At 64.4% G+C, this 15,323-nt stretch carries 17 protein-coding genes; 9 read left to right on the forward strand and 8 right to left on the reverse strand.

Annotation, left to right across the window (positions count from 1 at the left end; all coding sequences use genetic code 11):
- Positions 1 to 18: 18 nt before the first annotated feature.
- The 3 genes from L0U80_RS03930 to L0U80_RS03940 all read right to left on the reverse strand — a co-directional run bounded on the left by L0U80_RS03930 (position 19) and on the right by L0U80_RS03940 (position 2,098).
- Positions 19 to 558 (reverse strand): hypothetical protein, encoded by a 540-nt coding sequence (locus L0U80_RS03930; protein ID WP_233862649.1) that lies wholly within the window; start codon positions 556 to 558, stop codon positions 19 to 21.
- Positions 555 to 1,142: a hypothetical protein gene (locus L0U80_RS03935; RefSeq protein WP_373322099.1), complete on the reverse strand. Its 588-nt coding sequence runs from the start codon at positions 1,140 to 1,142 to the stop codon at positions 555 to 557. The genes L0U80_RS03930 and L0U80_RS03935 overlap by 4 nt, the downstream gene beginning before the upstream one ends.
- A 242-nt stretch (positions 1,143 to 1,384) precedes the next feature.
- Entirely contained in the window at positions 1,385 to 2,098 is a 714-nt protein-coding gene (locus tag L0U80_RS03940) for a FadR/GntR family transcriptional regulator (protein ID WP_233862651.1), read from the reverse strand.
- A gap of 250 nt (positions 2,099 to 2,348) precedes the next feature.
- Between L0U80_RS03940 and L0U80_RS03945 the strand changes: the two genes are divergently transcribed.
- From L0U80_RS03945 to glxR, 4 genes are read left to right on the forward strand one after another with little or no spacing between them, the layout of a single operon-like run.
- Positions 2,349 to 3,371, forward strand: a complete 1,023-nt coding sequence (locus L0U80_RS03945) for a 2-keto-3-deoxygluconate permease (RefSeq protein ID WP_233862652.1) — start codon at positions 2,349 to 2,351, stop codon at positions 3,369 to 3,371.
- A gap of 46 nt (positions 3,372 to 3,417) precedes the next feature.
- The gene (locus L0U80_RS03950; protein ID WP_233862654.1) at positions 3,418 to 4,056 is read left to right on the forward strand and encodes a GlcG/HbpS family heme-binding protein; all 639 of its coding nucleotides are present in this window, start codon (positions 3,418 to 3,420) and stop codon (positions 4,054 to 4,056) included.
- Positions 3,947 to 4,867: a 2-hydroxyacid dehydrogenase gene (locus L0U80_RS03955; RefSeq protein WP_233865645.1), complete on the forward strand. Its 921-nt coding sequence runs from the start codon at positions 3,947 to 3,949 to the stop codon at positions 4,865 to 4,867. Before L0U80_RS03950 ends, L0U80_RS03955 begins: the two co-directional genes overlap by 110 nt.
- Positions 4,868 to 4,896: 29 nt before the next feature.
- Positions 4,897 to 5,805 carry a 2-hydroxy-3-oxopropionate reductase gene (gene glxR / locus L0U80_RS03960; RefSeq protein ID WP_308444864.1) on the forward strand — a complete coding sequence of 303 codons (909 nt, stop codon included), beginning with the start codon at positions 4,897 to 4,899 and terminating at the stop codon, positions 5,803 to 5,805.
- A gap of 226 nt (positions 5,806 to 6,031) precedes the next feature.
- Here glxR and L0U80_RS03965 read toward each other — a convergent pair whose 3' ends face one another.
- Positions 6,032 to 7,090 carry a sigma-54 interaction domain-containing protein gene (locus tag L0U80_RS03965; protein WP_233862657.1) on the reverse strand — a complete coding sequence of 353 codons (1,059 nt, stop codon included), beginning with the start codon at positions 7,088 to 7,090 and terminating at the stop codon, positions 6,032 to 6,034.
- A gap of 417 nt (positions 7,091 to 7,507) precedes the next feature.
- On the opposite strand from L0U80_RS03965, the gene L0U80_RS03970 reads away from it, so the two are divergent.
- From L0U80_RS03970 to otsA, 5 genes are all read left to right on the forward strand, one after another.
- The gene (locus L0U80_RS03970; RefSeq protein ID WP_233862658.1) at positions 7,508 to 7,807 is read left to right on the forward strand and encodes a hypothetical protein; all 300 of its coding nucleotides are present in this window, start codon (positions 7,508 to 7,510) and stop codon (positions 7,805 to 7,807) included.
- Between the two features lie 309 nt (positions 7,808 to 8,116).
- Positions 8,117 to 9,520, forward strand: a complete 1,404-nt coding sequence (locus L0U80_RS03975) for a sigma-54-dependent transcriptional regulator (protein WP_233862659.1) — start codon at positions 8,117 to 8,119, stop codon at positions 9,518 to 9,520.
- A 118-nt stretch (positions 9,521 to 9,638) separates the two neighbouring features.
- On the forward strand, positions 9,639 to 9,863 hold the full coding sequence (locus L0U80_RS03980) for a hypothetical protein (protein ID WP_233862660.1): 225 nt from the start codon (positions 9,639 to 9,641) through the stop codon (positions 9,861 to 9,863).
- A 116-nt stretch (positions 9,864 to 9,979) separates the two neighbouring features.
- The gene (locus L0U80_RS03985; RefSeq protein ID WP_233862661.1) at positions 9,980 to 10,204 is read left to right on the forward strand and encodes a hypothetical protein; all 225 of its coding nucleotides are present in this window, start codon (positions 9,980 to 9,982) and stop codon (positions 10,202 to 10,204) included.
- Between the two features lie 213 nt (positions 10,205 to 10,417).
- Positions 10,418 to 11,842, forward strand: a complete 1,425-nt coding sequence (gene otsA / locus L0U80_RS03990) for an alpha,alpha-trehalose-phosphate synthase (UDP-forming) (RefSeq protein WP_233862662.1) — start codon at positions 10,418 to 10,420, stop codon at positions 11,840 to 11,842.
- Positions 11,843 to 11,992: 150 nt separating this feature from the next.
- Here the strand turns inward: otsA and L0U80_RS03995 are convergent, their stop codons facing one another.
- From L0U80_RS03995 to L0U80_RS04010, 4 genes are all read right to left on the reverse strand, one after another.
- Positions 11,993 to 12,568: a hypothetical protein gene (locus L0U80_RS03995; protein ID WP_233862664.1), complete on the reverse strand. Its 576-nt coding sequence runs from the start codon at positions 12,566 to 12,568 to the stop codon at positions 11,993 to 11,995.
- A 140-nt stretch (positions 12,569 to 12,708) separates the two neighbouring features.
- Positions 12,709 to 14,133: an MFS transporter gene (locus L0U80_RS04000; RefSeq protein ID WP_233862666.1), complete on the reverse strand. Its 1,425-nt coding sequence runs from the start codon at positions 14,131 to 14,133 to the stop codon at positions 12,709 to 12,711.
- Positions 14,134 to 14,237: 104 nt separating this feature from the next.
- Positions 14,238 to 14,741, reverse strand: coding sequence for a YbhB/YbcL family Raf kinase inhibitor-like protein (locus L0U80_RS04005; RefSeq protein WP_233862667.1), 504 nt, complete (start codon positions 14,739 to 14,741; stop codon positions 14,238 to 14,240).
- A 102-nt stretch (positions 14,742 to 14,843) separates the two neighbouring features.
- A complete protein-coding gene (locus L0U80_RS04010) occupies positions 14,844 to 15,293 on the reverse strand; it encodes a very short patch repair endonuclease (RefSeq protein ID WP_124150054.1) in 450 nt (149 codons plus the stop codon).
- Positions 15,294 to 15,323: the final 30 nt, after the last annotated feature.

Here is a 15,323-nt window from a genome sequence, read left to right on the forward strand (position 1 = left end):
CGTGCCGCGAAAGCGCGTTTATTGCAGCGTTCCCCAGCGCTCGACTGCCGGTTCCGCCGATGCCCATTGCCAGCCGCGTGCGTCGCGGCAGGCGCTGGCGGTGAACCACTGCGCGCTTGCATCGGCTGCATCGCCGTCCTTCACCGAGAACACGAACTCCTTGCACAGCGCGAGCGCCGACGCAAATGCACGCGTCACACGCACTTCGCCATGACCGTTCTCGATCGGGAGAGTGTGCTTGATGCGCCAGCTATCGCTGCCGCCTACGGGCAGCCGGCCGGCGGTTTCGGCGATCAGTTCCTGCTGGTCGGCATGCATGTGCATCATGACGCGCTTGACGGCTTCGTCGGTTGCGGCCTGCACGGCGATACCTACGCCCACGCCGACCGCAGGGTTCGCCGTGACGATGCCCGTCGCGGCGGCAGCGGCAGCGCCACTTGCTGCGCCGATCGATGCGCAGCCATTCATCGCGAGCGCCGTGAGCGAGCACAGCGCGGCGAGGGCAACGAGCCGCGCAGGCGACGTGCCGCGCGCAAAAGCACCAGTGCGCGCGCTCATTGCAGCGCGCCCCAGCGATCGGTGGCGGGTTCGGCCGATGCCCATTTCCACGCGCTGCCGTCGCGGCAGACAGCGGCCACATAGAACGCGCTGGCGGCCGCCGCTTCCGTCGTCGCATCGCGATCGACCGAGAAGACGATTTCCTTGCAGTCGAGCGCGCCGCTGCTGATCGTGCGGCTAACCGTCACGCGGCCATGTTCGTCGTCCTCGATCGGAAACGAGTGCGTGATGGACCACGACGTGACGCCGCCCACGTCGAGCGAACCGGCTGCCTTCGCGATGCTGTCCTGCGTGTTGCGGTGAACGACTCGTTCGGAGTACTGCACGCCTGCTTTAGCGGCGGCTACGGCGCCAAGACCGATGCCTGTCGCGACGGCGGCGTTGTTGGTGACCTTCGCTGCGATGGCGGCACCGGCGATGCCCGCGCCGGTCTGCGCACCTTCCGAGTAAAGCGAGCCGCACGCCGAGCAGGCGAGGGTCAAGACGGTCATCAGCGTGAGCGTTGCCGCGGCTTGGAGCGTGCGGGATGAAGGTGTCGTCGGGACGGAGGAGGAGAACTGGTGGGCGGCGCTTCGTTCTTGCATGTCGTATCCCTGCTGCCGGGCGCCGGGCACCGCAGGAATGGGTGGGCGGCCTCGCTTGGTGCAGCGGGGATTTTGCCGGACGGGCGCCCACAAGGGCATAGGGGAATTGCAAAGGTTTGCAAAAGGTGTCGCGCGGAAAATCCCTCTGCAATGAGCGGTTCCTGACGAACGGTTCCGTCATTTGGACGAATGTTCGTCGGGCGGCTCGACGGAAAAGCTTCTGTGCGATGAAACACCGACAATCAGGCGGCTATTGTCCGCCGCGGCAAATCGAGTTCGAGATGAATGGCCGCCTCCTCAAGATGCGACATCACAGCGGCGCGGGCTGCGTCCGGATCGCCGACGCGAATCGCCTCATAGATCGCGACATGCTCACGCTGCACGGTTTCGGGCATTGGCACATGCGTCAGCGCGATGTGGCGCGCTGCGTACACGGCCTGATGCAGTTGCTGGTTGAGATAGTTCAGCAAGTTCAGATAGTGCGGATTGTGCGTTGCTGCAGCGATTGAGGTGTGAAAGGCGATGTCGAATTCGACACCGGCTTCGAGGTCGTAAAGATTGTTCGCGAGACGGCTCAGCACTGTCTCCATTGCAACCAGATCCGTGTCGGTACGCCGCACCGCGGCGAGAGCAGCCGCCGCGCTCTCAAGATCGAGTCGCAGCTCAAAGACGCGCACGAGTTCGGTGCGATCGTCGCCAATCTCGCATTGAATCCGGAAGCCACGCGCTTCAATGCGCGACTTCACGATGCACCCCGAGCCCTGGCGGCTATCAATCAGACCCTGCGAACGCAGCCGCTCAGTCACTTCGCGGATGACCGCCTGGCTCACGCCGAACATCTTTCCCAGCGCCTGACCCGACGGAAGTTTCGCACCTACCGGATAGACACCGCGCTGGATGTCGTCCAGAAGTTGTTGCGCAACCTGATCGGTCAAAGTTGTTATTTTCGTCGCCATGCCTTGTTCTCCTTCGAGCAGGAATTCTACGACGTCTGTCCGGTGCGCAAGATGCGCGACCGCCGCAGGCTAGCGAACCGCGACTTCAACCTCACAGTGGTTACCCCTGTAGGGATTAACCTACGCTGTTTCGCCAAAAGTCTTCATATAAGATGAAAACCCTGTAAGCATAACAATAAAACCGGTGATCTCAACGCCGGCTGAAGCATCGCGGTATCACAAACAAAGGGATATCAAGGAGACATCGGCCATGCGGATTTACCAGTATGTGAATAAGGTTCCTGGAGGGATGATGGTCGTGCCGCTTTTCATCGGCATGCTTATCAATACCTTCGCCCCGAACGCGCTCAAGATCGGCGGGTTTACCCAGGCACTCACCAATCAGGGGTATCCGACGATACTCGCGATGTACCTGTTCACAGTGGGTACCAAGATGACCCTGCGCGCAGCGCCGGGCATGCTCAAGCGAGGCTTCGGCATTCTCTTTGCCAAAGTTGGCGTTGCAATCATTATTGCGCTGGGTATTTCGCACTTCTTCAACGGCAACCTCTGGACGCTCAGCACGCTGGCAATCCTCGCGGCGATGAACGATACGAATGGCGGTATGTTCCTCGCGCTGACGAGCACCTTCGGTACCAAGGAGGACTCGGGAACCTACGTTGTGCAGAGCATCGAGACGGGGCCGTTCGTGACCATGGTGGTGCTGGTCGGCGCTGGTCTCGCGAATATTCCCTGGTTGACCATGCTTTCGGTGATCGCGCCAATCTTCGCCGGCGCGATTCTCGGTAACCTCGATCGCGAACTGCGCGACTTCTTCGGCCGCCACGAACCGCTGATCGTACCGTTCATGGCGTTCACGCTCGGCCAGGGGATCAACCTCAAATCCGTGGCCACGGCAGGCGGGCCAGGCATCGCGCTGGGTATCGCGGTTTTCGTCATCACCGGCATCGTCTGCGTCTTTGCCGATCGTCTGCTGGGTGGTTCGGGCGTTGCGGGCGCCGCGGCATCTAGCACGGCCGGAAACGCCGCCGGTACGCCGCAGGCCATCGCACTCGCGGACCACTCCTACGCGGCTATCGCGCCGATCGCTACGGTTCAGGTTGCGGCATCGGTCATCGTGACGGCTGTCCTCACGCCTATCCTGACCGCCTTCGTCTACCGGCGCCGGCAGGCGAAGTTGCTCGGCGTGCCGGATGCGCCCATCGTCGCGGCCCCGACCGGGGCGGACTTTGGCGGCGAGCTGGGCGGGCAAGGTGCGGGCTACCCCGAGTAACCGTCTCGACTCACTTCTTTAGAACAAACGTAATGGAGGCCGACTGATGGAGGCACTTGATCTGCCGCGCGTGCAAAGGTTGCTTTCGGACGCGGTTTCCATCGCGCAGAAGCGGTTCAGTCGGCCGGTATGTGTTTCGGTGTGCGATAGCTACGGCTTTCTCATTGGGTTCTACCGGATGGATGGCGGCCCGGTGCGCAGTATTCAGTTATCGCAACAGAAGGCCTATACCAGCGTACGCATGGGTGTTTCGACTGAAGCGTTTCTCGCGCGGCTGCGGCGCGAAGATATTTCGATCGGCTACTTCTGCGACCCGTTGCTCACCGCATTGCCCGGCGGGGCAGTGCTCAACGACGCAACGGGCCGCACGCTGGGCGGCGTTGGCATCAGCGGGCTGACACCGGCCGAGGATCAGGCATTGGCCGACGAACTGGCATCCTCGATCGCCGCCGGCCACCAATACGTTTGCGCGCGATTCACGCTTCACCTTCCCAGATCTGGCAACAGCACACTTTGTTATGACTCGATCCAACGTCTACATCACTCGCGCGATTCCGCAACAGACCATCGACTATCTGCGTCAATTCCACGACGTCGAAGTCAATCCGCACGACCGCGCGCTTACGCGAGAAGAGTTGCTTCATGCGGTACGCGGTCGTCACGCGGTCATCACCCTGCTGACTGACACCGTCGACGGTGCCGTACTCGACGCTGCCGGCCCGCAATGCCGGATCTTTGCCAACTATGCGGTCGGCTTCAATAACTTCGACCTCAAGGCCGCGACTGCCCGTGGCGTCGTTATGACGAACACGCCCGGTGTGCTCGACGACGCGACGGCCACCCACGCATGGGCGCTGCTGCTGGCTACGGCACGTCGCATCAGCGAATCCGAGCGCTACGTTCGAGCCGACAAATGGAAAGGCTGGGCGCCGATGGCGTTTATCGGCCAGGACGTCGACAACAAGACGCTGGGCGTGGCGGGACTCGGAAGAATTGGCTCGAAGTTCGCACGCAAGGCGGCCGCGTTTGATATGAAGGTCATCTACACGGACGCGCAGCGCAACCCCGAACTCGAGCAACAGATTGGTGCGACCTACGTCGACAAGGAGACGCTGCTGCGCGAATCGGATTTTCTGTCGCTCCACCTGCCGTTGTTGCCGGAGACGCATCACTACATCGGCCGGGCCGAACTGGCGCAGATGAAGCGAACAGCAATCCTGATCAACGCCGCGCGTGGACCGCTGGTCGACGAGAAAGCGCTGGTCGAAGCTTTGCGCGAGCAGGTCATCTGGGGCGCCGGGCTCGACGTGTTCGAGGACGAGCCACAGTTGGCCGCAGGCTTGAGCGAACTCAACAACGTGGTGGTGGTGCCGCACATCGCGTCCGCGACGATCGAAACGCGGCTGGCAATGGGCAGGATTGCTGCCGGCAACGTCATCAGCACGCTCAGGGGCGAGGCGCCACAAACCTGCATTAATCCGGAAGTGCTGCGCTGACGCGCGGCGGTACATGTAGAACAACGTTTATCGAAGGAAGAGGCGGTGCAATGATGAAAGTGGGATTCATCGGACTTGGGATCATGGGCGCGCCAATGGCCGCCAACCTGCTGAAAGGCGGTCATCAGCTCTTTGTGCTCGAGCGCAGCAAGGGCGCGGCAGCGCTTGCCGCGCAGGGTGCAACGACTTGTGAATCGTGTCGGGAAGTCGCGAGGCAGTCCGATGTCGTGATCGTCATGGTGCCCGATACGCCACAGGTCGAAGAAGTCTTGTTCGGCGAGAACGGCGTATCTGCAGGGGTGAGCGCAAACAAGATCGTGGTGGACATGAGCTCGATCTCGCCGATTGCGACCAAGGTGTTTGCGCGCCGTATCAACGAGCTTGGCGCGCAATATCTCGATGCACCGGTCTCCGGCGGTGAAGTCGGTGCGCGTGCCGCCACACTCACGATCATGGTCGGCGGCCCCGAGGATGCGTTCGAGAAGGTCAAGCCGCTGTTCGAGTTGATGGGCAAGAACATTACGCTCGTCGGCGGCAACGGCGATGGACAGACGACCAAGGTGGCCAATCAGATCATCGTGGCGCTGAACATCCAGGCCGTCTCCGAAGCCCTCCTGTTCGCGTCCAAGGCGGGTGCGGATCCCGTCAAGGTGCGTCAGGCGCTGATGGGCGGCTTTGCCGCTTCACGCATTCTCGAAGTGCACGGCGAGCGGATGCTCAAACGCACGTTCAATCCAGGCTTTCGAATCGAGCTTCACCAGAAGGATTTGAATCTGGCGTTGGAGGGCGCAAAAGCTCTCGCGGTGACTTTGCCGCATACCGCGTCGGCACAGCAATTGATGAGCGCGTGCGTAGCGCAGGATATGGGTCAGCTTGATCACTCGGCGCTGTGTCGTGCGATTGAATTGTTGTCGGCGCATGAGATTTCCGGAGGCTGAGCGCTACCGGCACGATGTACGTCGTCGAATGGATTGATCCGCGCGATTGACGTACATCGTTCTGCTTTGTTGAGCGTCCTTTCCGTGGCGTGCTGGAAGTTGTGGCTCCTGTAGGAGGCGCGAGTTCGAGCACCTGCCGTTACGTATGGCAACGGCGCCGTCGACTCACCATTCGTGCTGCCGATTCGCTCGTTCACCCGATCGCCACAGTCGTTGGCGATTCACCTCAACTCGTTTCGCGCGCACCGCCGTCTTCGTCTTCGGCATTGTCTTCGGCACCGTAGCTGCCTAGGCGGTTGTAGAGCGTCTTGAGGCTCACACCCAGCGTGCGCGCCGCTAGCCGTTTGTCACCACCGCAGTATTTGAGCGTGCCAAGGATGATCTGCTTCTGCGCGTCGGCGAGCGGCGTGCCGATCCAGACGTTCATCGCGTCGCCTTGCGCGACCGGTTTCTTCACGCGCGGCACGAGTTGCGGATGCGTGATCTCGACCACCTTCTCCGTGAGAATGAACGCGCGATAAACCGCGTTCCTCAATTCGCGCACGTTGCCTGGCCACGACCAGTTGCGCACGGCGTCGAGCGCGCGCTTGCTGAAGGTCTTTTGCGTGCCCTCCTGCGCATTCAGCTCGGCGAGAAAGAGTTGCGCGAGCAGTTCGCGGTCGCGTTCGCGTTCACGCAGTGGCGGCGCGCGCAGCGGAAAAACGGCGAGGCGGTACATGAGGTCTTCGCGCAGGCAGCCCTCCTTCACGGCGGTCACGGGATCGCGATTGGTCGCCGCGATGATGCGCACGTCGCCGCGGATCGCTTCGTTGCTGCCCACCGGAAAGTACTCGCCGGTTTCGAGTGCGCGCAGCAGCTTCACCTGGCGCAGCAATGACATTTCGGTGATTTCATCGAGGAACAGCGTGCCGCCGCGCGCGTGCTCGAAGTGTCCGTCGCGCGCCTGCACGGCGCCCGTGAAGCTGCCTTTCTCGTGGCCGAAAAGTTCCGCTTCGATCAACTCGTCAGGGATCGCGCCGCAGTTCACCGCGATGAACGGTCCGTCGCGCCGCGCGCCGAGGTCGTGGATGGTGCGGGCCACGAGTTCCTTGCCCGTCCCCGATTCGCCGATGATCAGCGCGGTGGCGTCAGTGGCCGCCACGCGTTCGATCTGCGCGTAAAGCTCCAGCATCACCGGCGACGATCCGTAGAGCAGCCCATACGACTGCAAACCGGCGACGCGCGCCGCGGCGTTTCCCGTTTCGTTGCGAGTGGCGGTGGACGAGTCCGGCTCGATTGACGCCATAAGGTAGTCGACCTGCAAAGGGGCTGCCGCCTTCGAACGGCCGCATGAAATGCGGTGCGCGGCCGGGGCGGGGTTTGGGCATGGCCGTCCAGGACTGGCGCGCAGAGCGTCGCGCCGACGGCCGCGGGGTTTCTATCTCGGAAACATTTAACCACTGCCGCGCCTCGCACGGCAACGAACGTGCCGTCGGAACCAGGCGCGAAACTCGCCTGCACCGTGACAGACGCGCGTGTCGAAGCGATGTTGGCGCGATGTTGCGCCCCAGAAGGTGCGAATCCTGCTAGGGAACTTGGAGCGTCTGTCGGAATCGACGGTGTAAGGGCCCGGGTGCAGAGGCGAAAGCGCCCGGCTTGACGGTGCCGTCGCCCGCGATCCGGGCGTTCTCCGGCACGGACAGAGCGAGATCAGGAGGCCGCGATGAGGAACAGGACGAGTCTGGTTGGCGCATTTGGCGCATTGCTCGCTGTCGGCGCGCTGGGCGCGACGGCCGGGATGATGGCGAAGCACTGGGCGCAGCGTCATCGGGCGCAACGTACGAGCTATTACCGCGACTTGAGCCGCTGGGAAGACGAAGGCGGCGCGCTCGCCACAAACGGCAGTGGTGGGTCTGCGGTGGTTGCCTTCAGTGCCGATCGGCCGGGGACCGCATCGGATACGGCACACCGCGGGGACGGCGCGGCCGGTGAGCCCTGGCCATTTCCGCATGGCCACGCATGAGCGGGCTCCGGGCACGCCCCGTGGCGGGCTCGTGTGATATCGGGTGCGTCTATCTCGAATACGTCTATAATGGTTATATCGACAACAATCCGGGCTCGATTTAGTCATTAATCGCAGGATTGTTGCGTTGATGTAGCTAAACCCCGCGCCTGCGCCGTCTTCGGCGCAGGTCCGACCGTTTCGTACTCCACTGCGCCACGACTGTGTGTGCCGCGCTTTGCGCGGCGCCGGGCTGGGTTGTTCAGCGCGCCCCCGCACCGGCGGCGCGGCAGTGTGGGGTCATCCACCTTCCAGGGCTGACGAGACGCGATGCCACATGTATTGATTGTCGATGACGACGCGGCAACCCGCGAAGCGCTGGCGGCCGTGGTGAGCGACGATGGGCTCACCACCGCACAGGCAGGCGATCTGCGCGAGGCGCGCATCCAGCTCGTGCGGCAGATGCCGGACGTTGTCTTCACGGATCTCAAGCTGCCGGACGGCAGTGGAACCGACCTGTTCCAGGACCTCGATCCGCGCTCGGGCGTGGAGCTCGTGGTCATCACTGGCTACGCGAGCGTCGAGACGGCCGTGGACGCGCTCAAGGCCGGCGCGATCGACTACCTCGTCAAACCGATCAACCTTCAGCGCGTGAAGGCGATCCTGAACCGTCTGCCGCGCGCCGGCGATCTCAAGGCAGAGATCGGCACGTTGCGCGGCGAGCTGCGCCGGATGGGCCGTTTCGGCTTGATGCTCGGCAATTCACCGGCGATGCAGGAGGTCTACGACCAGATCAGTCGTGTTGCGCCGACACCGGCGTCGGTGATGCTCGTCGGCGAATCGGGCACGGGCAAGGAAGTCGCGGCGCAGACCATCCATCAACTGAGCCTGCGCCGAAAACACGAGTTTCTCGCCGTGAACTGCGGCGCGATCTCGCCGAACCTGATCGAATCGGAAATGTTCGGCCACGAACGTGGCTCGTTCACCGGCGCGGACCGGCAGCACAAAGGCTATTTCGAGCGCGCGAACGGCGGCACGCTGTTCCTCGACGAAATCACCGAAATGCCTCCGGAGCTTCAGGTGAAGCTGCTGCGCGTGCTGGAGACGGGCATGTTCATGCGCGTCGGCACGACAAAGGAGATCGAGACCGACGTGCGCCTCATCGCCGCGACGAACCGCGATCCCGAAGAAGCCGTCGCCGAGGGCAAGCTGCGTCTCGACCTCTATCACCGCCTCAACGTCTTCCCGATCAACCTGCCGCCGCTGCGCGAGCGCGGCAAGGACGTCGTATTGCTCGCCCAGTCGTTCCTCGACGAACTCAACGAGCGTCACGGTACGAAGAAGCAGTTTCCGGCCGCCGTGCGCGACATGCTGGTAGCGTACCCGTGGCCCGGCAACGTGCGCGAGCTGAAGAACTACGTGCAGCGCGCGCACATCATGGCCAGTGACGACGGCGAGCTGACGGCGGCGGTGCCGCTGCAGATTTCGCTGTCGAAATCGATGCCCGGGACCGCATTGACGATTCCGTTCGGAACCTCGCTGGCCGAAGCCGACCGGCAACTGATTCTGGCGACGCTCGAACAATGCGGCGGTGTGAAGACGCGCGCGGCGGAGATTCTCGGTATCAGCCTGAAGACGCTCTATAACCGGCTCGTCGAATACGGCAACGAGCGGGGCAAGGGCGGAGCGGGTGAAGAGGCGCAGGCGGGCGCGGAGGGCGGCGCGAACGTCTGAGCGCGGGGCCGCGAGGCGGCCCCGGCAGTCTGCGTGCGGGGCGTTGGGCGCTTCGTGCGCGTCCCGCCCAAGGTGTGTCCTGGTGTCGATGAACGAAAGACATCCCGAGGAGTGAGCCATGCCCAGAAGCCAATCCGCCGATAGCGCCAGCGCGAAGCCCTGGCTCGCGCATACCCCCCAACCTGATGAACCGCCGCCGGGCGAGCCCGAACCGGGTGGACCGCCGATCGGCGATCCGCCACCCGAGCCCGATGAGGAGCCGCATTCAAAAGGCGTCTCGACCCCGTTTGAATCGGCTTTCCTGCACGCAGCAGATTGCGAGCCTGGGCCATTGCGGCACTAACGAATTTAGGTAGACGTTACAAAAGCGTCGCCTTTTTTACCGGAAATTTCACGCCGCGGACCCTAGACTATTTAAACGCCACCGACGAGTGGCGGCCTTCTGCTGGAGGCATCGAGATGAGACATCCTGCATTGCGTCGCTCTGCACGTCACTCGGCCAAGCGTGGTCCGCGTGACGGAGAAGAGAAGGGCAGCAATCCGCCATCGATGACCGCGCCCGACCCGGCCGGCCAGAACCGCCCGGCGCCCGGCATTCCCCCTGACGGCGAGCACAACCAAGGCGGCACGCGAGCCGAGGGACTCGAATACCAGCGCGATCTCGGCTCCGAACAGGACGCCTGAGTTTCTTCCGGGCGCGTCGCGGTTCTTCTGGCCCCGGCGCTGCCTGGGCGCGTCAACCCACGCTTTCGCAGGGCGCGCGCGCCGCGCGGGACACGCTCGTCCTGCGCGGACTCAAACAGGTTCTCACGCAGAGCGATTGATGGACGGCACGCTTTTTGCGTGCCAGTGCGAGGCAACGTCTTCCGGAAATAACGAAACAGGAGGTTGGCCGCAATGGGCAAGCTGATCGTGGTATCGAATCGCGTCGCGCCGACGCAGGAGGGGCGCCCCGCTGCTGGGGGCCTGGCCGTTGGCGTGCTGGACGCGCTCAAGGAAACCGGCGGCGTCTGGTTCGGCTGGAGCGGCGACACCGTCGCCGCTCCAGCACCGCCCGCCCTCGAGCAGCAGGGCAGCGTCACTTACGCGACGGTGGGTCTGACCCGCCGTGACTACGACCAGTACTACAAGGGCTTCTCGAACACGACGCTCTGGCCGACCTTCCACTACCGTAACGACCTCGCACGCTACGAGCGTCAGGAATACGGCGGCTATCTGCGCGTGAACGTGGCGCTCGCGCGCCAGCTTCAACCGATGATCGAGCCCGACGACATCATCTGGGTCCACGACTACCATCTGATCCCGTTCGCGCGTTGCCTGCGTGATCTCGGCGTGAAGAATCCGATCGGCTTTTTCCTGCACATTCCGATGCCGGTGCCCGAGGTGCTGCGCTCGGTACCGCCGCACGAAGAACTGATGAAGTTCCTGTGCCACTACGACGTGGTCGGCTTCCAGACCGATGCGGACCGCCAGGCGTTCCTCGACTACGTCGAACGCGGCGGCCATGGCACGGCGAGCGAGGACGGCATGGTCCACGCGTGGTCACGTTTCCTGAAGGTCGGCACCTATCCGATCGGCATCTATCCCGACGCGATCGCGACGGCAGCGGCGCAATTCTCCGACCGCAAGGCCGTGCGCAGCCTGCGCGACGCCATGCGCGGGCGCAAGCTCATCATGAGCGTGGACCGGCTCGATTATTCGAAGGGGCTCGCGGAGCGTTTCCAGGCCTTCGAGCGCATGCTGCAGAACGGGCCGGGCTGGCACGGCCGCGTGTCGCTGCTGCAGATTGCGCCGCCGACGCGCTCCGATGTTCAGACCTACCAGGCGATCCGCAGCAACCTCGAAGGCGAAGCGGGCCGCATCAATGGACGCTTCGCGCAACTCGACTGGACGCCGATCCAGTACCTCAACCGCAAGTACGAGCGCAATCTGCTGATGGGTTTTTTCCGGCTCGCGCACGTGGGTTATGTCGCGCCGTTGCGCGACGGGATGAATCTCGTCGCAAAGGAATATGTGGCGTCGCAGGATCCCGACGATCCGGGCGTCCTCGTGCTCTCGCAGTTCGCGGGTGCAGCCGAGCAGATGCCGGGCGCGCTGGTCGTCAATCCATACGATCTGAACCAGACGGCGGAGGCGCTCGAACGTGCGCTGTCGATGCCGCTCGCCGAACGCCAGTCGCGCTACGAGGACATGATGGCCGCGCTGCGCGAGAACAATCTCGCGGTGTGGCGCGATACGTTTCTCGCCGATCTGCGCAGCGTCGCGACCGCGGCGTCTGTTACGGCGCGGGCGCGTAGTGTTGCGCCAGCAAAAGCAGGCTGAAGGCGTTCTTCCACCAGGTTTCGTTCGCCGCGTCGCGCCTGCGCTGGTCGGGCGCGGCGCTCTACAGCCAGGTGTGCCGCCGCGGCGCACACGAATCCCCTCGCGCGGCGGCCTTCGAACCGCTGCGTTGCGTTGCAGCAGGCCCGCGCGTCAGCCCTGCGGCTGCCGCGCCTGGTCGTACGGCTCGGGCGAGCGGGTCGGGTCGAAGTCGGCCCAGTGACCGCCCTGCCAGCGGCCCGAAGCGCGTTCGATGTCGGCGGCGTGCGATTCACGCAGGACATCCGCCGCGACAGCCTGGCTTTCCGGAGTCACATGCACCGTGAGCAACACGCCCGAGTTGCGCGTTTCGTGTAGCACGAGCTCGTGATGCTCCGCCGCTTGCTGCCGGCTCTCTATCGCGCCGATCCACGCGCCGAGCCACGCTCCCACACCTGCCGCAATGACGACAGAAGGAAGCGATGCCGCCATTCCCGCGAAGATCGCGACACCCAACACGGCGCCCGCAACGGCGCCGGCGGCGACATTGCGCGAGACATGCTGCGAAGTGTGGACGGGTTCGCGCGGCGCGGCGATGCCCATGGCGTGGCGTGCATGGGCATGCTGTCCACGCGGATTGACGAAGACGAGGTTCACGTCTTCCTCGACGAAGCCGCGCTCGTAGAGTTTCTCGGCGACGGCCTCGGCGGCGGGGAAGGTCGTGAACCGTCCGGCGACGATCAATGACATGGAAATCTCCCTTTTGGTTGGTGGAGCACCGTGAAGGGAAGATCACGCGGACGGCGCGAATCGCGAATCAATACGCGCCGCCGTTTGTTTGGACAGTTTTTTTGCGCGAGAGTGCGATCGAAGCGGGTAAATCCGGGGATTTACGTCCGCATCGGCACCGAATTTTTCGGCACGAGCCGCAGCGTGCTGATGACGGCTGCGATGGCGGCGAACGCTGTCGCCACGTAGAGCGCGGCGGTCGGGCCGTGCTCGGGGGCCACGCCGAAGATCAGCGCGACGAGCGCGGCGCCGAGTGTCTGTCCGCTCAGGCGCGCGGTGCTGAGCATCCCGCTCGCACCGCCCGAGCGCTCGCGCGGCGCGGACGAGAGCATCAGCCGGTTATTCGGCGACTGGAAGGTGCCGAAGCCCACGCCGCACAGCGCCATGCGCCAGCCGATGTCGAACGCCGACGGATGAGCGCCGAGCGTCGCGAGCAACACCAGCCCGAGCGTGAACAGCGCGAGCCCGATGCCGCCGAGGAGGCCCGCCGGATAGTGGTCGGAGAGCCAGCCGGCTAGCGGCGCGGCGCCGATGATCACGAGCGGCCAGGGCGTCATGAGCAGTCCGGTCTGCACCTGCGAGAGCCCGAACGTGTCCTGCATCAGGAACGGCAGTGCAACGAATGCAAGCGTCTGTGCGCAGAACGTGCAGACCGACGTCCCCACCGAAAGCGCGAATACGGGAATGCCAAGCAGATCGACGGGCAACAGCGGTGCGGGTTGAGTCAACTGGCGACGCACGAAGAACCAGCCGATCACGAGCGCCGCGACGAATTCGGCGGCGACCCACGCGCGGCGCTCGCCGTGGCCGAGGCCATCGACGGCGAAGATCAGCAGGCCGAACACAAGCGCGTTGAGCACGGCGCTCCAGTAGTCGTAGGGCGCCGGATGCCGCGGGTTGAACGGCAGCACGCGCATGCCGAGCGCGCAAGCGGCGACGCCGATCGGCACATTGATCGCGAAGAGCCACGGCCATGACGCGATGCTGAGCACGCCCGATGCGACGGTGGGCCCCACCGCGGACGCGATGGCGACGACCATCGCGTTGATCGCCACGCCGCGGCCCAGCTTGCTGCGCGGATAGATCATGCGAACGAGGGCCGTGTTGACGCTCATGATGCCGGCGCCGCCGAAGCCTTGCACCATGCGCGCGATCGCGAGCGCGGGGAGCGTTGTGGCCAGCGCACAGCCCAGCGACGCGACCGTGAAGAGCGCAAGCCCCCACAGATACACGCGCCGGTAGCCGATACGGTCGCCGAGCGAGGCAAGCGGCAAAAGCGAGATCGTGACCGAAAGCTGATACGCGTTGACGATCCAGATCGAGCTGGCCGCGCTCGCGTTCAGATTGCGCGCGATGGTCGGCAGGGCGACGTTGGCGATCGCGCCGTCGAGCACCGCGAGCGTGATCCCGAGCGCGACCACGATGATCGCGTGATAGCGCTGCGGGAACGGCAGGCCGGGTTCGGCTTCTGCAGTGGCGTGATTCGGGTGCGTGGAAGCGGGGGAGGTGGTGGACGTGGTGGGCATCGATGATCGGGTGTGCGTCGCGTCGCATGGCGACTTGCATCGTGTTCGCACATGCGCCGGCGGCGGCCCGCGCGCGTGAGCGCGGGCCCGCTTGCGGCAAAACGTTATTTAAGTTCGTAGAGTCCGACGTAGGTCGTCGAGTCCAGTTCGTTCAGGTGCGTCATGAAGCGGGCGACTGCGTTGGTCGTCTCCGGCGTCACCGGAAGGTGTGCCGCCTTCAGCGCATGCACGCGAAAGATATAGCGATGGGGCTGGTCGCCCCGCGGCGGCGCCGCACCGCCGAAGCCGACCGTGCCATAGTCATTGCGCATCTGCACGGCGCCCTGCGGCAGCAGACTGCCGTCCGCCTTGCCCGCATTGCGAGCGAGCGAGCGCACGTCCGGTGGAATGTTGACGACGACCCAATGCCAGAAGCCGCTGCCGGTGGGTGCGTCGGGATCGTAGACCGTCAGCGCGAAGCTTTGCGTGTCCTCGGGCGGCGCGTCCCACTGCAGGGCGGGCGAGACGTTGTCTCCGTCGACGCCGAAAGCCCGATCGTCGAATTCCTGCGCCTTTGGCATGAAGCCGTTGCTCGGGAAGTCGTCGGACCAGAGTCGGAAATCAGCCATTGGTTATCTCCTTCTCGTCGTTTCTTGCAGGCGTTGTTAAACCAGGCGCGGCTGGCCAAAACCAGTCGAGTGAGTTTATCACCGCGACACGACACACAGCCTTCAGCCGCGCGCTTCGAACCAGACCGAGCCGCTGTCCTTCAACCACGCGTCGAGACGCTCGACGACCGCCTGCGGATCGTGATCAGCGCCGCGCAGCGCGCATTCCCAGATCACCGCGACGCGCCAGCCCTGCGCGGCGAGTGCGGCGAGCGTGCGCGCGTCGTTGGCGCGGTTGCGCGCGATCTTTTCGCGCCAGAACTCGGGGCGGGTCTGCGGCCATTTGAAGAGCGCGCACGCGTGGCCGTGCCAGAAACAACCATGCACGAGCACGACCGCACGATAGCGCGGCAACACGATGTCGGGACGGCCCGGCAGCTCCCGCACGTCGAGCCGGAAGCGAAAGCCGCGCCGGTGCAGCAGGCTGCGGATCACGCGCTCAGGTTTCGTGTCGCGGCCGCGGATGCCGGACATCATCCGGCTTCGGGTGGCGGCATCGACGACGTCGACCATGGCTTGCCGTCCGATCGTCGCGGGTTCGCG

Origin of the sequence: Paraburkholderia adhaesiva, assembly GCF_021390575.1 — a bacterium.
GTDB lineage: Bacteria > Pseudomonadota > Gammaproteobacteria > Burkholderiales > Burkholderiaceae > Paraburkholderia > Paraburkholderia adhaesiva.

Excerpts from the sequence above, each read along its gene's own strand:
- L0U80_RS03930 (WP_233862649.1), bottom strand. The coding sequence starts at position 558 with ATGAGCGCGCGCACTGGTGCTTTTGCGCGCGGCACGTCGCCTGCGCGG.
- L0U80_RS03970 (WP_233862658.1), top strand. The coding sequence starts at position 7,508 with ATGAGGAACAGGACGAGTCTGGTTGGCGCATTTGGCGCATTGCTCGCT.
- L0U80_RS03975 (WP_233862659.1), top strand. The coding sequence starts at position 8,117 with ATGCCACATGTATTGATTGTCGATGACGACGCGGCAACCCGCGAAGCG.
- L0U80_RS03940 (WP_233862651.1), bottom strand. The coding sequence starts at position 2,098 with ATGGCGACGAAAATAACAACTTTGACCGATCAGGTTGCGCAACAACTT.
- L0U80_RS04005 (WP_233862667.1), bottom strand. The coding sequence starts at position 14,741 with ATGGCTGATTTCCGACTCTGGTCCGACGACTTCCCGAGCAACGGCTTC.
- L0U80_RS04000 (WP_233862666.1), bottom strand. The coding sequence starts at position 14,133 with ATGCCCACCACGTCCACCACCTCCCCCGCTTCCACGCACCCGAATCAC.
- L0U80_RS03995 (WP_233862664.1), bottom strand. The coding sequence starts at position 12,568 with ATGTCATTGATCGTCGCCGGACGGTTCACGACCTTCCCCGCCGCCGAG.
- L0U80_RS04010 (WP_124150054.1), bottom strand. The coding sequence starts at position 15,293 with ATGGTCGACGTCGTCGATGCCGCCACCCGAAGCCGGATGATGTCCGGC.
- L0U80_RS03965 (WP_233862657.1), bottom strand. The coding sequence starts at position 7,090 with ATGGCGTCAATCGAGCCGGACTCGTCCACCGCCACTCGCAACGAAACG.
- L0U80_RS03980 (WP_233862660.1), top strand. The coding sequence starts at position 9,639 with ATGCCCAGAAGCCAATCCGCCGATAGCGCCAGCGCGAAGCCCTGGCTC.
- otsA (WP_233862662.1), top strand. The coding sequence starts at position 10,418 with ATGGGCAAGCTGATCGTGGTATCGAATCGCGTCGCGCCGACGCAGGAG.
- L0U80_RS03945 (WP_233862652.1), top strand. The coding sequence starts at position 2,349 with ATGCGGATTTACCAGTATGTGAATAAGGTTCCTGGAGGGATGATGGTC.
- L0U80_RS03950 (WP_233862654.1), top strand. The coding sequence starts at position 3,418 with ATGGAGGCACTTGATCTGCCGCGCGTGCAAAGGTTGCTTTCGGACGCG.
- L0U80_RS03935 (WP_373322099.1), bottom strand. The coding sequence starts at position 1,142 with ATGCAAGAACGAAGCGCCGCCCACCAGTTCTCCTCCTCCGTCCCGACG.
- L0U80_RS03985 (WP_233862661.1), top strand. The coding sequence starts at position 9,980 with ATGAGACATCCTGCATTGCGTCGCTCTGCACGTCACTCGGCCAAGCGT.